1 protein-coding gene is annotated in these 16,947 nt (G+C 71.6%); it reads left to right on the forward strand.

All coding sequences use genetic code 11. The features are described from left to right. Positions 1-56: 56 nt before the first annotated feature. Entirely contained in the window at positions 57-16,880 is a 16,824-nt protein-coding gene (locus EZ216_RS03020; protein WP_135248089.1) for a filamentous hemagglutinin N-terminal domain-containing protein, read from the forward strand. Positions 16,881-16,947: the final 67 nt, after the last annotated feature.

Consider the following 16,947-nt stretch of genomic DNA (forward strand, 5'->3'; position numbering starts at 1 on the left):
CGCGCTTCCGCCCCCTGTACCCCCAGCACGACCCTCTCTCCGCCCCGAGGTTCCCCATGAAGCCGTCCCGCACCAGCCGCCGTCCCAGCATCCGAACCGTCATCGTCCAGATCTCGCGAAAGCTGAAGGCGACCTACCGGCTGCGATCCGGCCGCCTGTTCTCGCGGCTGCTGGCGGCGCTGCTCGGCGCGCTGGTGAGTTCGCTGGCGCATGCGCTGCCGCAGGGCGGGGTGGTGCAGTCGGGCACGGTGACCATCAACACGCCGAGTTCCAGCTCGATGGTGCTGAACCAGGGGACCAACAAGGCGATCATCGACTGGCAGGGCTTTTCCATCGGCGCGGGGCAGTCGGTGCAGTTCGTGCAGCCGGGGGCTTCGTCGGTCGCGCTGAACCGGGTGGTGGGGCAGGACGTCTCGTCGATCTTCGGCACGCTGAGCGCCAATGGCCAGGTGTTCCTGGTGAACCCCGCGGGCGTGTACTTCGCGCCGGGCGCGCAGGTGAACGTGGGCGGCCTGATCGCCACCACGCTGAACATCAACAACCAGGACTTCCTGAACGGCAAGTACACGTTCAGCGGGCCCAGCGGCGCGAGCGTCGTCAACAACGGCATGATCCGCGCCGGCTACGTGGCGCTGGCGGGCGCGCAGGTGGCGAACGCCGGCACCATCGAAGCCAACGGCGGCTCGGTGGGCCTGCTGGCCGGCTCGCGCGTGTCGGTGGACGCCAGCGGCGCGGGGCTGGTGAAGTTCTCGGTGGACGCGGCGGCCGTCAACGCGGCCGCGACCAACACCGGCACCGTCGTCGCCGACGGCGGCCAGGTGCTGATGGCCGCGCAGGCCGTGGGCGACACGCTCGCCACGGTCATCAACCAGGCCGGCGTCATCCGCGCCAACAGCATGTCGCAGCAGAACGGCGTCATCGTGCTGAGCGGCGGCAATACCGGCGTCGTGAAGGTGAGCGGCACGCTGGAAGCCAGGGGCGCGAATGCCGGCGAGACCGGCGGGACGGTGAAGGTATTGGGCGATCGCGTGGGGCTGATGGCCGGCGCGAACGTGGACGTCAGCGGCGATGCCGGCGGCGGCCAGGTGCTGGTGGGCGGCAATTTCCAGGGCAAGGGACCGGAGCAGAACGCGACCGTCACTTACGTCGACAAGGACGCGGGCATCCACGCCGACGCCGGCACGTCCGGCGACGGCGGCAAGGTGATCGTCTGGGCCGACGACACGACCCGCTACGGCGGCCAGATCAGCGCCAGGGGCGGCGCCGGCGCCGGCAATGGCGGCTTCGCGGAGGTCTCGGGCAAGCAAAGCCTGGTGTTCGACGGCACGGCCGACCTGGCCGCGCCGGTGGGCCAGACCGGGACGCTCCTGCTGGATCCGGCGGACATCACCGTCCAGACCAAGGGCACCGCCGTGTACGCGGATGTCAGCACGTTCGCCGCGCAGTCCGGAACCTCGCAGACGATCGATCCGACGACCCTGGCCTCGTTGAAGGCGAACGTCACGCTCCAGGCCACCAACAACATCACCATCACGGATGCGGTCACGCTGACGCAGGGCGGCGCGACGTTCACGGCGCAGGCGGGCAACAACATCAACGTCAACGCCGGGATCACCACGAACAAGGGCGCCATTTCGCTGTCGGCCAACGATGTGGGCGGCACCAAGGGCAGCTCCACGGGATCGGTCACCGTCGCCGCCGCGCTGAGCACCGGCGCGACCGGCGCGGTGTCCATCACCAACTACAACAGCGGCACGGCCAACAGCATCGGCGCCAACATCACCGCGGGCTCCGGCATCACGATCACCGGCGGCACATCCCTCACCGGCAACGTGACGATGAGCGGGGGCGCCGGCAACACGGTTTCGCTGGACACGGTGACGGGCGGCACCAAGAACCTGACCATCGGCACCGGCAATGCCAGCCTGGCCGGCGGCACCGGGCTGGGGGCCCTTGCCGTCAGCGCAGGCACGCTCACGACCACGGGGGACCTCTCGGCCACCAGCGTCACCGTGAGCGGCGCCGCTACCCTGGGCGGCGACGTCGCGACGGCCGGAACGGGGACCAACGGCCAGAGTTACGGCAGCGTCAAGTTGTCGAGCAGCGCAGCCCTGAGCGACAGTGCCGACAAGGCGATCGTGCTGGGCACTTCCGTCGCCGGCGGCGGCAACGCCCTCACGCTGACCACCAAGGGCGGCGCAAGCAGCACCGGAGCGATCGGCGGCGTGACGACGCTGACCACCGGATCGGGCACGAGCCTGAGCGCAGCCAGCGTCGCCACCACCGCGGGTGCCAGCCTGGGCGGCAACGTGACCACCACCGCGGCGGCCGGGCAGAGCTACACGGCCACCACGCTGACCAATGACGTGACGCTGGCTTCGGGCGCGGCGGCCAACACCATCAAGCTGGGAGCGGTCACCGGCGCGGGGAAGAACCTCACGGTGACCAGCGGCAACACCACGATCGCGAGCACGGCCAGCGATCTCGGTGCGCTGGCGGTGACCAACGCACTGACCACCGGCGGTGCCGTGGGCGCCGCGAGCGTGAACGTGAGCGGCGCGAGCACGCTGGGCGGCAACGTGACCACCACGGGTGCCGCGGGCCAGACCTACACGGGCGGCACGACGCTGGGCGCCGACGTCACGCTGGCTTCCGGCGCGGCCGCCAACACCGTCAAGCTGGGCGCGGTCACTGGCGCGGGCAAGAACCTGACGGTCTCCAGTGGCGACACGACGATCGCCAGCACGGCCAGCAACCTGGGCGCCTTGGCGGTGACCCATGCGCTCACCACGGGAGGCGCCATCGGCGCGGCCAGTGTCAACGTGAGCGGCGCCACCACGCTGGGCGGCAACGTGACCACCACGGGTGCCGCAGGCCAGACCTACACGGGCGGCACGACGCTGGGCGCCAACGTGACGCTGGCCTCCGGCGCGGCGGCCAACACCGTCAAGCTGGGCACGGTGACCGGCGCGGGCAAGAACCTGACGGTCTCCAGCGGTGACACGACGATCGCCAGCACGGCCAGCAACCTGGGCGCCTTGTCGGTGACCCATGCGCTGACCACGGGCGGCGCCATCGGCGCGGCCAGCGTGAGCGTCACCGGCGCCACCACCCTCGGCGGCAACGTGACCACCACGGGCGCCGCGGGCCAGACCTACACGGGCGGCACCACGCTGGAGACGGACGTGACGCTGGCTTCCGGCGCGGCGGCCAACAGCATCAAGCTGGGCGCGGTCACGGGCGCGGGCAAGAACCTGACCGTGACCAGCGGCAACACCACGATCACGAGCACGGCCAGCGACCTCGGTGCGGTGGCGATCACCAACGCGCTGACCACGAATGGCGCGGTCGGCGCGGCCAGCGTGAGCGTCTCCGGCACGTCCAGCCTGGGCGGCAGCGTCACCACGACGGGCGACCAGAAGTACACCGGCGCATCCACGGTCACCGGCGCGAGCGTGACCTTGACGGCGGACACCGGCAACGTCGCATTCGGCAGCACGCTGGCCGGCTCCGCGGGGACGGAATCGCTCACCACGAGCAACACCGGCACCCTGACATTCGGCGGCACGATCTCCAACCTGGGCGCGCTGACGGTCAGCGGGGCGCCGGCCGCCGTGGTCCTGCCGACGACCACCGTCGGCACCCTGGACGTGACGGCAGGCGCGGTCAGCCAGACCGGCGTAGTCACCGCCACGACGGTGAAGGGCAGCGCCACCACCGGCTCGTTCGACCTCGGCACGAAGAGCAATGCCATCGCCAACGTCGGCGGCATCACCGCCGCTTCGGGCGACGTGTCGGTGCTGGACAGCGCCGGCGGCCTCAACGTCACGGGCAACGTCAGCGCGGGTGGCAACACCACGCTGGCCACCACGGGCGCGCTGGACCTGAAGACGTCCACCGTCGCGGGCAGCAGCGGCGTCACGCTGACGGCCGGCGGCGCCGTTGGCGCCATCACCACCGGCAACACGGTGTCTTCGGCCAACGGCAACGTCATCTTCAACGCGGGCCAGAACGTGACGCTGGGCGGCAATGTCACCGCCAGCAACGGCACCGCCACCGTCAACCTCGGCGGGGCCGCCGCGGGCACGCTCTCGTTCACGGCGGGCACCACGGTCAGTTCGAAGAACAGCCAGTTCATCGGCGGCGCCGGCGCCGACACGTTCGACTTCACGAACGCGGGCGCGTTCAGCGCGACCGTCAACGGCGGCGCGGGTGCCAACACGCTCACGGGCCGCAGCGCCGGTGCCGCCTACGGCATCACGGCGGCGGGCACAGGCACGGGCGACGGCCTCGGCTTCAGCAACATCGGCACGCTCAAGGGCGGTGCGGGCAACGACACCTTCACGCTGGCCAGCGGCGTGACTTCTTTCGGCGGCACGATCAACGGCAACGGAGGCACCGACACGCTGGCGGCCACCGACGGCACGAACGCCTGGTCCATCACGTCGGCCAAGGGCGGCACGCTGAACGGCGCGGCGTTCTCCGGCATTTCCAATCTCACCGGCGGCACGGGCGCCGACACGTTCACGCTGGCATCCGGCGTCACCAGCCTCTCCGGCACCATCGCGGGCGGCGGCGGCAGCGACACCCTGGCCGCCACCGACGGCACCAACGCGTGGTCCATCACCGGCGCGGGCACCGGCACGCTGAACACGACGACCGCGTTCTCGGGCATCGGCAAGCTCGACGGCGGGACCGCCGCCGACACCTTCACGCTGGCGGCGGGGATCACCACCTTCGGCGGCACGCTCACCGGCGGCGCGGGCACCAACACCGTGGCGGTGACGGACGGCAACAACAGCTGGACGACCACCGGCGCCAACGCCGGTACCCTGAACGGGACGACCACCTTCACCGGCATGACGAACCTCGCCGGTTCCGCGGCCGGCGACACGTTGACGGGTTCCAGCGCCAACACGGCCTGGTCCATCACCGGCGCCAACAAGGTGGGGGTCAACGGCCTGACGGCCACCAACATGAAGGCGCTGGCGGGCGGCACCGGCAGCGACACGTTCACGCTGGCCACGGGCGTCACGACGTTCTCGGGCTCGATCGACGGCGGCGGCGGCGGCGACACGCTGGCCGCCACGAACGGCACCAACGCGTGGGCGATCAGCGGCTCCGACACCGGCACGCTCAACACCACCACCAGCTTCAGCAAGATCGGCAGCCTGGCCGGCGGCTCGGGCGACGACACGTTCACGTTCGCGGCGGCCGGGCAGCTGAAGGGCAGCGTCGCGGGCGGCGCCCACGCGGCGGGCGACACCATCGATGCCAGCGCGATCAGCGGCGTCACGTTCAGCACCGCGAGCGGCACGGCGTCGTTCCTCGGCGGGACTTTCAGCGGCATCGAATCGCTGGCGGCCGGCGCCGGCTCCACTTTCACGGGCTCGGCGTTCGTGCTGCAGACGGCGGGCACCGGCACGGTGGACGGCGTCAAGTACTCGGGCGCGGTCAACCTGCAGGGCGGAGGCGCTTCCAACAGCTTCACCGGCAGCGGCGGCAGCGTCACCGGTTCGATCACCGGCATCGCGGTGCCCACCACGCTGTCGGGCACCATCAGCAGCGGCGGCACCCAGTCGTATGCGGGCGCGGTCACGCTGGCGGCGGCCACGACCGTCGCGTCCACGGGCAACCAGGACGTCACCTTCGGCAGCACGGTCGACGGCAACTTCGGCCTGGCCGTCAACACCAAGGGCGACACGAAGTTCAACGGCCTGGTCGGCAGCAACACGGCACTGGACAGCCTGTCCACCAACGCCGGCGGCAGGACCTACTCGCTGGGGATCACCACCAAGGGCGGCGACATCACGATCGGCGACGACGCCTACCTGGGCGGCAGCTACAACAGCAAGAACAGCAACTTCTCCGTCGCCGGCAACACGGTGCTGCAGGGCAACACCACGATCGCGGTGGGCGGCGGCACGACCACGTTCTCCGGCACCGTCGATGCGGCCAGCGCCGGCGGCGCCTCGCTCAGTGTGGACAGCAAGAGCGCCACGACGTTCAGCAAGGACGTCGGTGGCACCAACGCGCTCAGCTCGCTGACCACGGTCACGAGCGGGACCACGACCGTGCAGAACGTCGCCACGACGGGCGCCATCAACTTCCAGGACAACGTCACCCTTCAGGGCACCACGTACACGACCAGCGGCGGCGCCTTCAAGGCCGACAAGTCCGTCAGGCTGGCCAACGCGGCCGTCACCATCGGCACCGGCGCCGGCAACGTGCAGTTCAACGGCGCCGTGAACGGCACCACCAGCGGCGCCCAGGCGCTGACGGTCAACAGCAGCGGCACCACGACGTTCGCCCAGGCCGTCGGCACCGGCACCGCGCTGGCCAGCCTGACGACCGACAGCCTCGGCAGTACCGTGGCCGCGAGCGTCGCCACCACGGGGGCGATCACGTTCAACGACAACGTCTCGCTGAACGGCACCTACACCACCAGCAACGCCGCCTTCAAGGCGGCGGGCACGACCACGCTGGCCGGCAACGCCACCATCAACGCCGGCAACGGCGACGTCACCTTCACCGGCGTGGTGGACGGCGGCAAGAATCTCACGGTCAATTCCGGCGGCAACACGACCTTCACGTCCGCCGTCGGCGCGACGACGGCGCTCTCCGCGCTCAGCACCAACGCCGGGGGCATCACCTTCCTCAATGGCGGCTCCGTCAAGACCACCGGCGCCCAGAACTACGGCGATGCCGTCCAGCTGGGCGCGAACACCACGATCGACGCCGGCACGGGCGCGATCACGTTCGGCAACACGGTCGACGGCGCGTTCAGCCTGACGGCCAACAGCAGCGGCGCCGGCGTCACGACGTTCAACGGCGCGGTGGGCGGCACGACCGCGCTCACCAGCCTCACCACGAACGCCGGCGGGACGACGGCCCTCAATGGCGGCACGATCAAGACCACCGGCGCGCAGACGTACAACGACGCGGTGACGCTGGGCGCGGGTACCACGCTGACCGGCGTGAACGTGAGCTTCAACGGCACGGTCAACGGCGCGCAGGCGCTGGCCGTCAACGACGGCGGCACCACCACCTTCGGCGGCGCGGTCGGCGGTACCACCGCGCTGACGAGCCTGACCACCGATGCGGCCGGCACGACGGCCCTCAACGGCGGCACGGTCAAGACGACCGGTGCGCAGACGTACAACGACGCGGTGACGCTGGGCGCGGCCACGGCGCTGACCGGCGTGAACGTGACCCTGGGCGGCACGGTCAATGGCGCGCAGGTCCTGGTCGTCAACGACAGCGGCACCACGACGTTCGGGGGAGCGGTGGGCGGGACCACCGCGCTCACCAGCCTGACGACCGATGCGGCCGGAACGACCGCCATCAAGGGCGGCTCCATCAAGACGACGGGGCTGCAGACCTATGGCGACGCCGTGGTGCTGGGCGCCGACACCACGCTGACCGGCAATGCCCTGACCCTGGGGGGCAAGGTCGATTCGGCGGCGGGCAAGAACTTCTCGCTGACGGTCAACGACGCCGGCGCGACGGTGTTCGGCGGGCCCGTCGGCGCCACCGACCGGCTCTCGACCCTGACGGTGGGCAGCACGGGCGGCACGAGGATCAACGGCGGCGCGGTCAACACGACCGGCACCCAGAACTTCAAGAACGCGGTGACGCTCGGCGCCGACACGAAGCTGGATGCCGCCGGCGGCAACATCCAGCTCGGCAGCACGGTGACCGGAGCCGCCGGCACCGAGTCGCTGACCACGTTCAATACCGGCGCGCTCAGCGTCGCGGGCGACATCAGCCACCTCAACAACCTGACCATCGACGGCCCCCCGTCGTCGGTCAGCCTGGCTGGCGTGTCGGTCGGCGGCGCGGTGAGCATCGCCTCCGCGGGCGACATCGCCACCAATGGGCTGCTCAAGTTCGGTAGCGGCACGCTGAAGCTGTACGCCACGCCCGCGGCGGGCACCGATGCCGACGTCACCATCAGCGGCGGCATCGAGTTCACGGGCACGGGCGCCGGCACGCTGGACGTGCGCGCCAACCGCAACGTGACGGTGCTGAACAACCCGGTCAGGGCGACCGGCGCCGGCGGCACGCTGGACGTCATCCTGAACTCGGACCGCGACGCGACCAACGGCGGCGCGGTGGCGGTCCTTGGCGGCGGCGACATCGCCACGCAGGGCGGCAACATCACCATCGGCGGCGGCACGTCGCCGGCGACCCAGGCCGCGCAGGGCTACAGCGCCGGCGGCGTGTACGCGAACGGTGCGGTGATCCAGGCCAACCTCGGCGCGGCGGGCGGCAACATCAGCATCCGCGGGCAGGCCGACGCCGGCACGGCCGGCGCGTACGGCGTGGTGATCAACGCGGGCAACACGGTGGCCACCAGCGGCAGCGGCAGCATCACGCTGCACGGCGTCGCGGCGGGTGCCGACAGCTCGGGCGTGACCATCGCCAACAACAGCACGGTGCAGACCGCGGGCGGCGACATCGACGTCACCGGCCAGGGCGAAGGCTGGGCGACGGCCGTCCAGGGCGGCGCCACGGTCACCACGGTGGACGGCAACATCCGCCTGACGGGTACCAGCGGCACGAGCACCAACACGATCGGCGTGCTGGTCTACGACCTCGCCACGGTCTCGGCCACGGGCACGGGCGCCATCACGTTCAAGGGCGACTCCGGCGCCGGCGCCAACGGCTCGCGCGGCGTGGACGTCGAGAGCGGGGCCACCGTCTCGACGGCGTCGGGCGACATCACCATGACGGGCACCAGCGCGGGCACCGGCAGTTCCAGCAACTACGGGGTGCACGTCAACGGCATCGGCGGCGGCTCGTCGGTCAGCAGCGCCAGCGGGAACATCTTCATCACCGGCACCGGCGTGGCGACGCCCTTCATGGAGACCGGCGTGGTGACCGGATCGTCGCTGAGCACGATCGCCGCCGGCGGCGAGGTGCTGATCCGATCCCCGGGCGGCACGGGCATGCACCTGCAGGACGTCAACGTGCAGGCCGGCACCGTCACGCTGTCCGCGCAAGGCGGGGGCGCCGTGGCCCAGTGGGGAGTGGGCGACATCCAGGGCGGCGCGTTGCGGCTGCTGGGCAGCGGAGACTTCAAGCTCGGCAATGCGACGAACAAAGTGGCGACGCTCGCCGCGGACCTGTCCACCGGCAGCACGCTGGCGTTCGCGAACAACGGCGACCTGGCGATCGGCTCGGTGACTTCGTTCGACGGCGCCGCATCCACGCAAACCGACGGCCTGAAGGCCGGCGCGACGGGCACGGCGGCCGACTCGGCCACGCTGACCGTGGGGGGCAAGCTCACGCAAAGCCAGGCCATCGTGGCGGGCACGCTGGACGTCACCACCGGCACCGGCCTGGACCTCACGGGCGGCAACAACGCCATCGGCATGCTGAAGGCGGCCAACACCGCAAGCGGCGACATCGCGGTGAACAACGGCGGCGCCCTGAACATCGCGTCCGTGCAGCAGATCGGCGGGGGCGCCACCACCATCCTCAACGCGGGGTCGGTGACCACGACCGGGCTCATCCAGAGCGACGGCGCGGTCACCGTCGCCGCGACGGGTGCGGGCGACGACCTGACCGTGTCGGGCGGCGTCACCTTCACGGGCGCTGCCGATGCCGGCCTCACACTGGCGGCGGGCCGCAACGTGCGGGTGGACACGGCCGCGATCCAGGCGACCGGCACCGGCAAGCTGGACGTCACGCTGAACGCGGACGCGACCGGCGCGGGTGCCGGCTCGGTCGCCGTGCTGTCGGGCGGCGACATCGCCACCAATGGCGGCGCGCTCACCATCGGCGGCGGGCTCGATCCCACCACGACCGCTGCGACGGCGGCCAACGGCGCGGGCGTGCTGCTGGACGGCGTGACGATCAACACCTCCGGCGGCAATGTCAACGTGCTCGGCCAGGGCGGCGGCGACGCGGCGGGCGGCAACACCGGCGTGTGGCTGCGCAATGGCGCGGTGGTGAACGCCGGCAGCGGCGCCATCACGGTCGCCGGCACCGGCGGGGGCAACGCGGGCACGCCGAACAGCGGGTTCGTGAACCCGAACCATGGCGTGTTCCTCGACACGGGCTCCAGGTTCACGGGCAGCGGCGGCATCTCCGTCACGGGCACCGGTGGCTCGGTCAATCCGGGCGACGACTTCAACCTCGGCGTGCTGCTGCGCGACGGCAGCAGCGTCGACGCGACCGGCGCCGGCACGGTGACCATCAACGGCACCGGCGGCAACAACGGCACGAGCCGCGGCGTGGTCCTGTGGGACGGTGGCGGTGCGGCTTCGTCGGTGACCAGCGGTTCGGGCTCGATCAGCATCACGGGCACCGGCCTGAACGGCAATGCCTACGGCATCGAGCTTTCGGGCACCAACCACATCACGTCCACCAGCGGCAACATTTCGCTCACCGGTACCGGCGTGGCGGCCGGCGGCGGCCACGGCGTGATCCTGCAGGGCGGCACCAACACCATCGGCACGGCCGGCGACGTGACGCTGGCCAGCGGCGGCGGCAGCGGCGTGGTGCTGAACAACGGCGGCACCAGCACCAAGGTCTCCGGCGATACCGTCACCATCGATACCGGCGTGACCGGCGGCGACGTGGTCCAGGTGGACAACGGGAGCGCGTCCAACGGCATCTTTGCGAACAACCTGCTGCTCAAGGGCAGCAACACCGGCGCCGGCACCACCAGCTACTCGCTCGCCTCGTCGAACAACGACGTGGGCACGCTGGCCGTCGACGTCGGCGGTGCTTCGTCCACCGTTTCCTACGCGGACTCGAACGGCTTCACGGTCGGCGCGGTCGGAGCGACGAAGGGCATCACCGTCGGCACCTCGTCGGCGGCGAACACGCTCTCGCTGCGATCGGGCGGCAACGTGACGCAGGCCGGCGGCGGCGACGGCGACATCGCGGCGGGCGGCCTGCTGCTCGCCGGCACGGCCGACTTCGACCTCACCGCGGGCACGAACACCGTCCCGGTGATCGCCGCGCAGCTCACGGGCGGCATCATCGGCTTCAGGAACGCCGCGGCGCTGGACGCCGGCACGGTCAACGGCGTCGCCGGCATCGACACCAGCGCGGCGAACGGCAGCGTGACGCTCGAGACGACCGCGGGCAACATCACCCTCACGCAAGCGGTGAATGCCGGCACCGGCGACGTGACGCTCACGTCCGCGGGCACCATCACCGGCGGGGCGACCGTCACCGGCGCCAACGTGGCGCTGGACAGCGATACCGGCGTGGGCACCGGCACCGGCGGCTGGGTGAGCGTCGATGCGGCTTTCCTGGCGGCGCGCACCCGCACCAGCGGCGACGTCTACGTCTCGGCGGTCAACGGCGTCACGCTGCAGGACGTGGGCAGCGTCTCCAACGGCACGGCCGCCGGCGGCACCTACAACGTGACGGCCGGCGGCACGCTGGACGTCGCGGGCACGGTGAGCACGGGCGCCGGCGCGATCTCGCTGGCATCGACCGCCGACATCTCGGAATCCAGCGGCTTCCTGTCCGGCGGCGCGCTGACCCTCGACAGCGTCGGCGGCGCCGTGCTGGAGGGCAACTTCAACCAGGTCACCAGCCTGCAGGCCACCAACAAGACGGGCGGCGACATCCGGCTGCTCAACATCGCGCCCACGCTCACCGTCAACACGGTCAGCCAGTCCGGCGGCGGCAGCGTGGTGGTGCAGAACGGCGGCGACATGGTGGTCGCGGGCACGGTGGACACCGCGGCCAACGGCGCGATCGACCTGAACGCGTTCAGCGGCAACCTGAAGGTCGACGCCGGCGTGACCGCGGGCGGCAGCGGCACGGTGTCGCTCTCGGCGAGCGGCGGCGTGGACGTGAACGCGGCGGTGCAGAGCACCAGCGGCAATATCAGCGTCAGTGCCGGTACGGGCATCAGCGAAGGCACCAGCGGCATGTTCGGCACCTCCGGCCAGCTCGCGACGACTTCGGGCCTGGCGGGCACCGGGGTCGCCGGCCAGTCGCTCACGGGCGCGAACAAGGTCGGCAGCTTCAACGCCATCAGCCTGTGGAACGGCGACATCGCGCTGAACAACACGGGCGACCTCACCATCACCGGCATCGACCAGCAGACCGGCGGCTCCACCAAGGTGGACAACCAGGGCATCGTGGCGGTCAGCGGGCTCGTGAGCACGGCGGGCGGCGCCCTGGACATCCAGGCCAGCGGTGACATCACCTCGACGGCGGCGGGCGTCCTCAACACGACCTCGCTTTGCTGCGGCGGCGCGGGCGGCACGGTGACGCTGCACTCCACGGGCGGGGCGATCGACCTGCAGGGCGCCATCACGGCGAACGGCGGGACAGGCGCCGGCTTCATCGGCAACGGCGGTACGGTCAACCTGGTCACCGACACGGCCGGGATGGGCACGGTCAAGGTCAGCGACATCCAGGCCAGCGGCGACAGCGCTGGCGTCAGCGTGCCCGGCAATGCGGGCCGCGTGGACATCCGCTCGGCGGCCACCGTCACGCAATACGCGGGCACGTCCATCGGGACGCAGGGCAGCGACGCCGCCGGCAGCGGCCTGTATGTGCAGTCGGTGGGCGGCACGACGCTGCTGCAGAACAACTCGGTCAACCGGCTGAGCGTGAAGAACACGGGCAGCGGCGACATCGATTTCAACAACGCGTCCAGCCCCGCGTACACAGCGGGTGGCCAGTTCCTGCCGCTGCAGGTGGTGGGCATCGACCAGACCGGCGGCGGCGCCGTGTCGATCACGCAGGCGTCGAACGGCGCGAACATCGGACTGCAGATCGCCGGCACGCTGGGCACCGACGGCGGCAACGCCGCGCTCACCGCGACGGGCGCGGGCGGCTCGATCACGCAGTCCGCCGCCATCGCGCTGGGTACGGGCACGCTGACCACCCAGTCGGTCGCGGGCCAGACGCTCACGAACGCGGGCAACGTGTTCGGCGGGCTGCAAGCCACCAACACGGCGAGCGGCGACATCCAGGTCGTGGACAACGCCACGGCGCTCACGGTGTCGGGTATCTCGCAGACGGGCGGCGGCGCGGTGAGCGTCAGGCAGGCCGGCGGTTCGCTGGCCACCACGGGCGCGGTGACCACCGCGGCGGACGGCAACGTCACGCTGGAGGCGGCGACGTCGGTGCAACTGGGCGACGTGGTCACGGCCGGCGGCCTGGGCACGGTGACGATCAACGCGCAGGGCGGATCCATCGACGTGGGCGCCAATGCGGTGTCCGGCTCGGCCGTGTCGCTGACCGCCACGGGCAACACGAGCGACATCACCACGCTGGCGGGCGGCACGATCACGGCCACCGGCGGCGGCGTGAACCTCTCGGCCGGCCGGAACGTGACCCTCGGCGACGCGGTGTCCGCGACGGGCACGGCCACCATCCTGTTCGGCCAGTCGAAGGCCGGCACCTTCAGCACGGTGGCGGCGCTGCCCTCGGGCACGACCATCACCGGCGGCGCGGAAGACGACACGTTCGACTTCAGCGCGGCGCCGGCCACGACCGCCACGCTGGACGGCGCGGGCGGCAACGACACGCTGCGGGGCAGCGACACCTCGGGCACCACCTTCACGGTCAATGGCACCAACCAGGGCACCGCGGGTGGCTTGGCGTTCAGCAATGTGGAGAACCTCACCGGCGGATCGAAGGACGACACCTTCGCTTTCACGGGCACGGGCTCGATCGCCGGCAACGTGGTGGGCGGCGGCCAGACCGGCGCCGACACGCTGGACCTGAGCGGCGCGGCGGGAACGGTGGCCTTCGACGCGACCAAGGGCACGTCCACCGGCGTGGGCGGCACCTTCAGCGGCATTGAGAACCTGGTGGGCCACGCGGGCTTCACCACGCTGACGGGCGCGAGCTTCGAGCTGACCGGGTCGGGCAGCGGCGTCGCGGATACGCTGACCTACAGCAACGTCACGAACCTGCGGGGCGCGGCGGTGCCGAACCAGTTCTGGGGCAACGGCGGCAGCGTGGACGGCACGATCACCGGCGGCGGCGCGGGCACCACGCTCCTGGGCACGATCACCAGTGGCGGCGCGCAGTCGTACACCGGCACGGTGAGCCTGGCCGCGGACACCACCCTGGACACGACGCTGGCGGCGGCAACCGGCGCCGACATCACGCTGGGAACGGTGGCGGGCGGCGGCGCCTGGCTGACGCTGAACGCGGGCACCGGCGGCACGGTCGCCACGGGCGTCGTGGACTCGGTGGGTGCGTACCAGGTGATGGCGGGCACCGCCAACCTGAACGCCACCAAGGCGGGCACGATCAACGTGCGCGCGCAGAACGGCGTGACGGTGGACGGCGACACCGACGCCACCGGCACCATCACCATCGCGGCCAACCAGGACGGCGCGGGCTCGGAAGCGTTCACGCAGACGGCGGCCAATCTCAAGACCACGGACACCACGGCGGGCGCGATCTCCATCACGGTGAACACCGCCGGCGGCGGCACCGGCGAGCTGCGCTTCCGCAACGTGCAGACCGGCACCGGCGGCGCCATCACGGCCGTGGCCAACGGCGGCAGCATCACCGAGGATGCGGCCGGGGTGGGGCGGTTCGACACGGGCGGCGCCGGCGGCGTCACGCTCGGCACCAGCGGCGCGGGCTCCATCGGCTGGGTGGCGGTCCAGAACCCGGTGGTGACGAACACCGGCACCGTCACGCTGGCCGGCGTGGGCACGGGCAAGGCTTCGGTCGTCAACCTGGGCGCGGCCACCTTCCAGAGCACGGGCACGGTGGACGGCGACGTGGTGTTCCAGACCGCGGCGGGCGACCTGGGCCTGGCGGCCGTGAACACCGGGACCCACGCGCTCACGGCGCGCGCCATCGCGGGCTCCATCCTCGATGCGGGCAGCAACGTGACGGCCGGCCAGCTGTCGCTGATCGCCGGCGCCCCGGGCGGCTCGGTGGGCACCAGCGCCAACCGCATCAACACCGATGCCGGCGCCATCGCGGCGCAATCGGGCACGGGCGGGGTCTACCTGAACGCAACCGGCAGCGCGACCCTGGCGGACGCGTCGGTGACCATCGCGGCGCCGGCCTGGGGCAGCGGCCAGGTGGTGCTGGCGGTGAAGAACACCACCGGCGGCGCCTACGACCTGGCGGCCGGCAACTCGGTGACCGTCAACAGCGCGATCAACGCGGGCTCGGGCGGCGTGACGCTGTCGGCCAACGGCGGCGCGCTGACGCTCGCGGCGGCCGGCGACATCACCTCCGGCGGCGCCGTCAGCCTGACGGGCAGCGCGGGCATCAGCAGCGCGGCCGACGTGACCGCAACGAACGCCAACGTGGACTTCAACTCGTCGCTGGCGCTCACCGGGCCGGTGACGGTCAACTCCGGCACTGGCGGCGTGACGTTCGCCGGCAACCTCACCGGCGGCGGCAACAACCTGACCATCGTCTCCACGGGCACGACGGTCATCAACAACGGCACCGGCCTGGGCACGTTCACCGCGGGCACCGGGGCGACGACCGACGGCGACATCACCGCGGCCGCGTACAACTTCAGCGGCGGCACCGTCAACGCGAACCTGGGCACGGGCACGCTCAACCAGGTGGGCGGCACGACGGTGCTGAACGGCACATCCAACGCCGGCACGGTGAACGTGCAGGGCGGCACGCTGCAGCTCGGAAGCGCGGATCGCCTGGCGGACAACGCCGCGGTGACCGTGGCGGCCGGCAGCGTGCTGGACCTGCAAGGCTTCAGCGACACGGTGGGCAGCCTGGCGCTGAACCAGTCGCGGCTGGCCGGCACCGGCACGCTGACGGCGGGCAGCTACACGGCCAACGGCGCCACCCTCGACGCCAACCTGGGCGGCGGCACCTTCACGCAGGCGGGCGGTACCACCACGGTCAACGGCACGGTGGCGGCGGGCACGGTCAACGTGAACGGCGGCACCCTGCGGCTGGCCAACGCCGCCAACCGCCTGACCGGCGCCACCAGCCTCGCGATCGCGGCCGGCGCCACGCTGGCCACCGGCGCCGCTTCGCAAGCCCTCGGCACCGCGGCCGTGACCAACGCCGGCACCCTGGCGGCGGGCAACGACATCACCGCGGGCAGCATCGGCAGCAGCGGCACCGCCACCTTCGCCGGCAACGTGACGACCACCGGCGCCCAGGCCTACACCGGCCCGGTCAGCACCGCGGCGGGTTCCACGCTGCAGGCGGCGGGCGGCTTCACGGTGTCCACGGGCCTGATCGGCAACAACACGCTGTTCCGGCTGATGGGCCCGGGCACGGTGGACCTGGCGGGCGACTTCCAGGGCGCCGTGCGCGTGGACGGCGGCGCCACGATGGTCAGCCTGCGCGACACCAGCGCGGCCACGCCGTTCGTGGTGAACATGCTGATGGCCGCGCCGACCGCGTCGGTCACGCTGCAGTCGGCCGGCGCGATGACGGTGGACGCCGCGCAACTGGCTTCGGTGCGCCGGCTGGCCATGGGCACGGACAACGGCAACATCACGTTCCTGAACACCGCCACCACGCTCAAGAACGGCTCGCCGGGCGTCGTGGCGCTCGACGAGATCGTGGTGAACGTGAAAGGCGGCGACCTGAACACGCAGGGCGATCCGTTCTACATCCACCCGGACTCGGCGAAGTTCCTGGCCACGGTGGACGCCGGCCACCACGTGTGGATCGCGGGCAACCTGTTCGCTGACAAGAGCGTGCGAGAGGTGCTGCAGGACGCGATGGCGGGCGTGGGCTCCACGCAGGCGGAGATCGCGCGCTACTTCCTCACGGTGCTGAAGTTCAACGCCGGCATCGGCGCGGTGGAAGCGGGCGTGGGGGCCGGCCGCATCGGTTTCGACGAGCTGAGCGCGCCGCTCAGCTTCGACGGGCTGGAGATCAACAAGCCCGACTGCGTGAGCGAGCAGGCGGCGGGCGAGGCTTGCAAGTGATGCGGGAAAACATCCGTCACGGCCGGAGTCCGTGACTTCCTCCCTGGCGGAAGAGGTGGTCGGATGG

The sequence above is a fragment of the Ramlibacter humi genome (assembly GCF_004681975.1).
GTDB lineage: Bacteria > Pseudomonadota > Gammaproteobacteria > Burkholderiales > Burkholderiaceae_C > Ramlibacter > Ramlibacter humi.

Excerpts from the sequence above, each read along its gene's own strand:
- EZ216_RS03020 (WP_135248089.1), top strand. The coding sequence starts at position 57 with ATGAAGCCGTCCCGCACCAGCCGCCGTCCCAGCATCCGAACCGTCATC.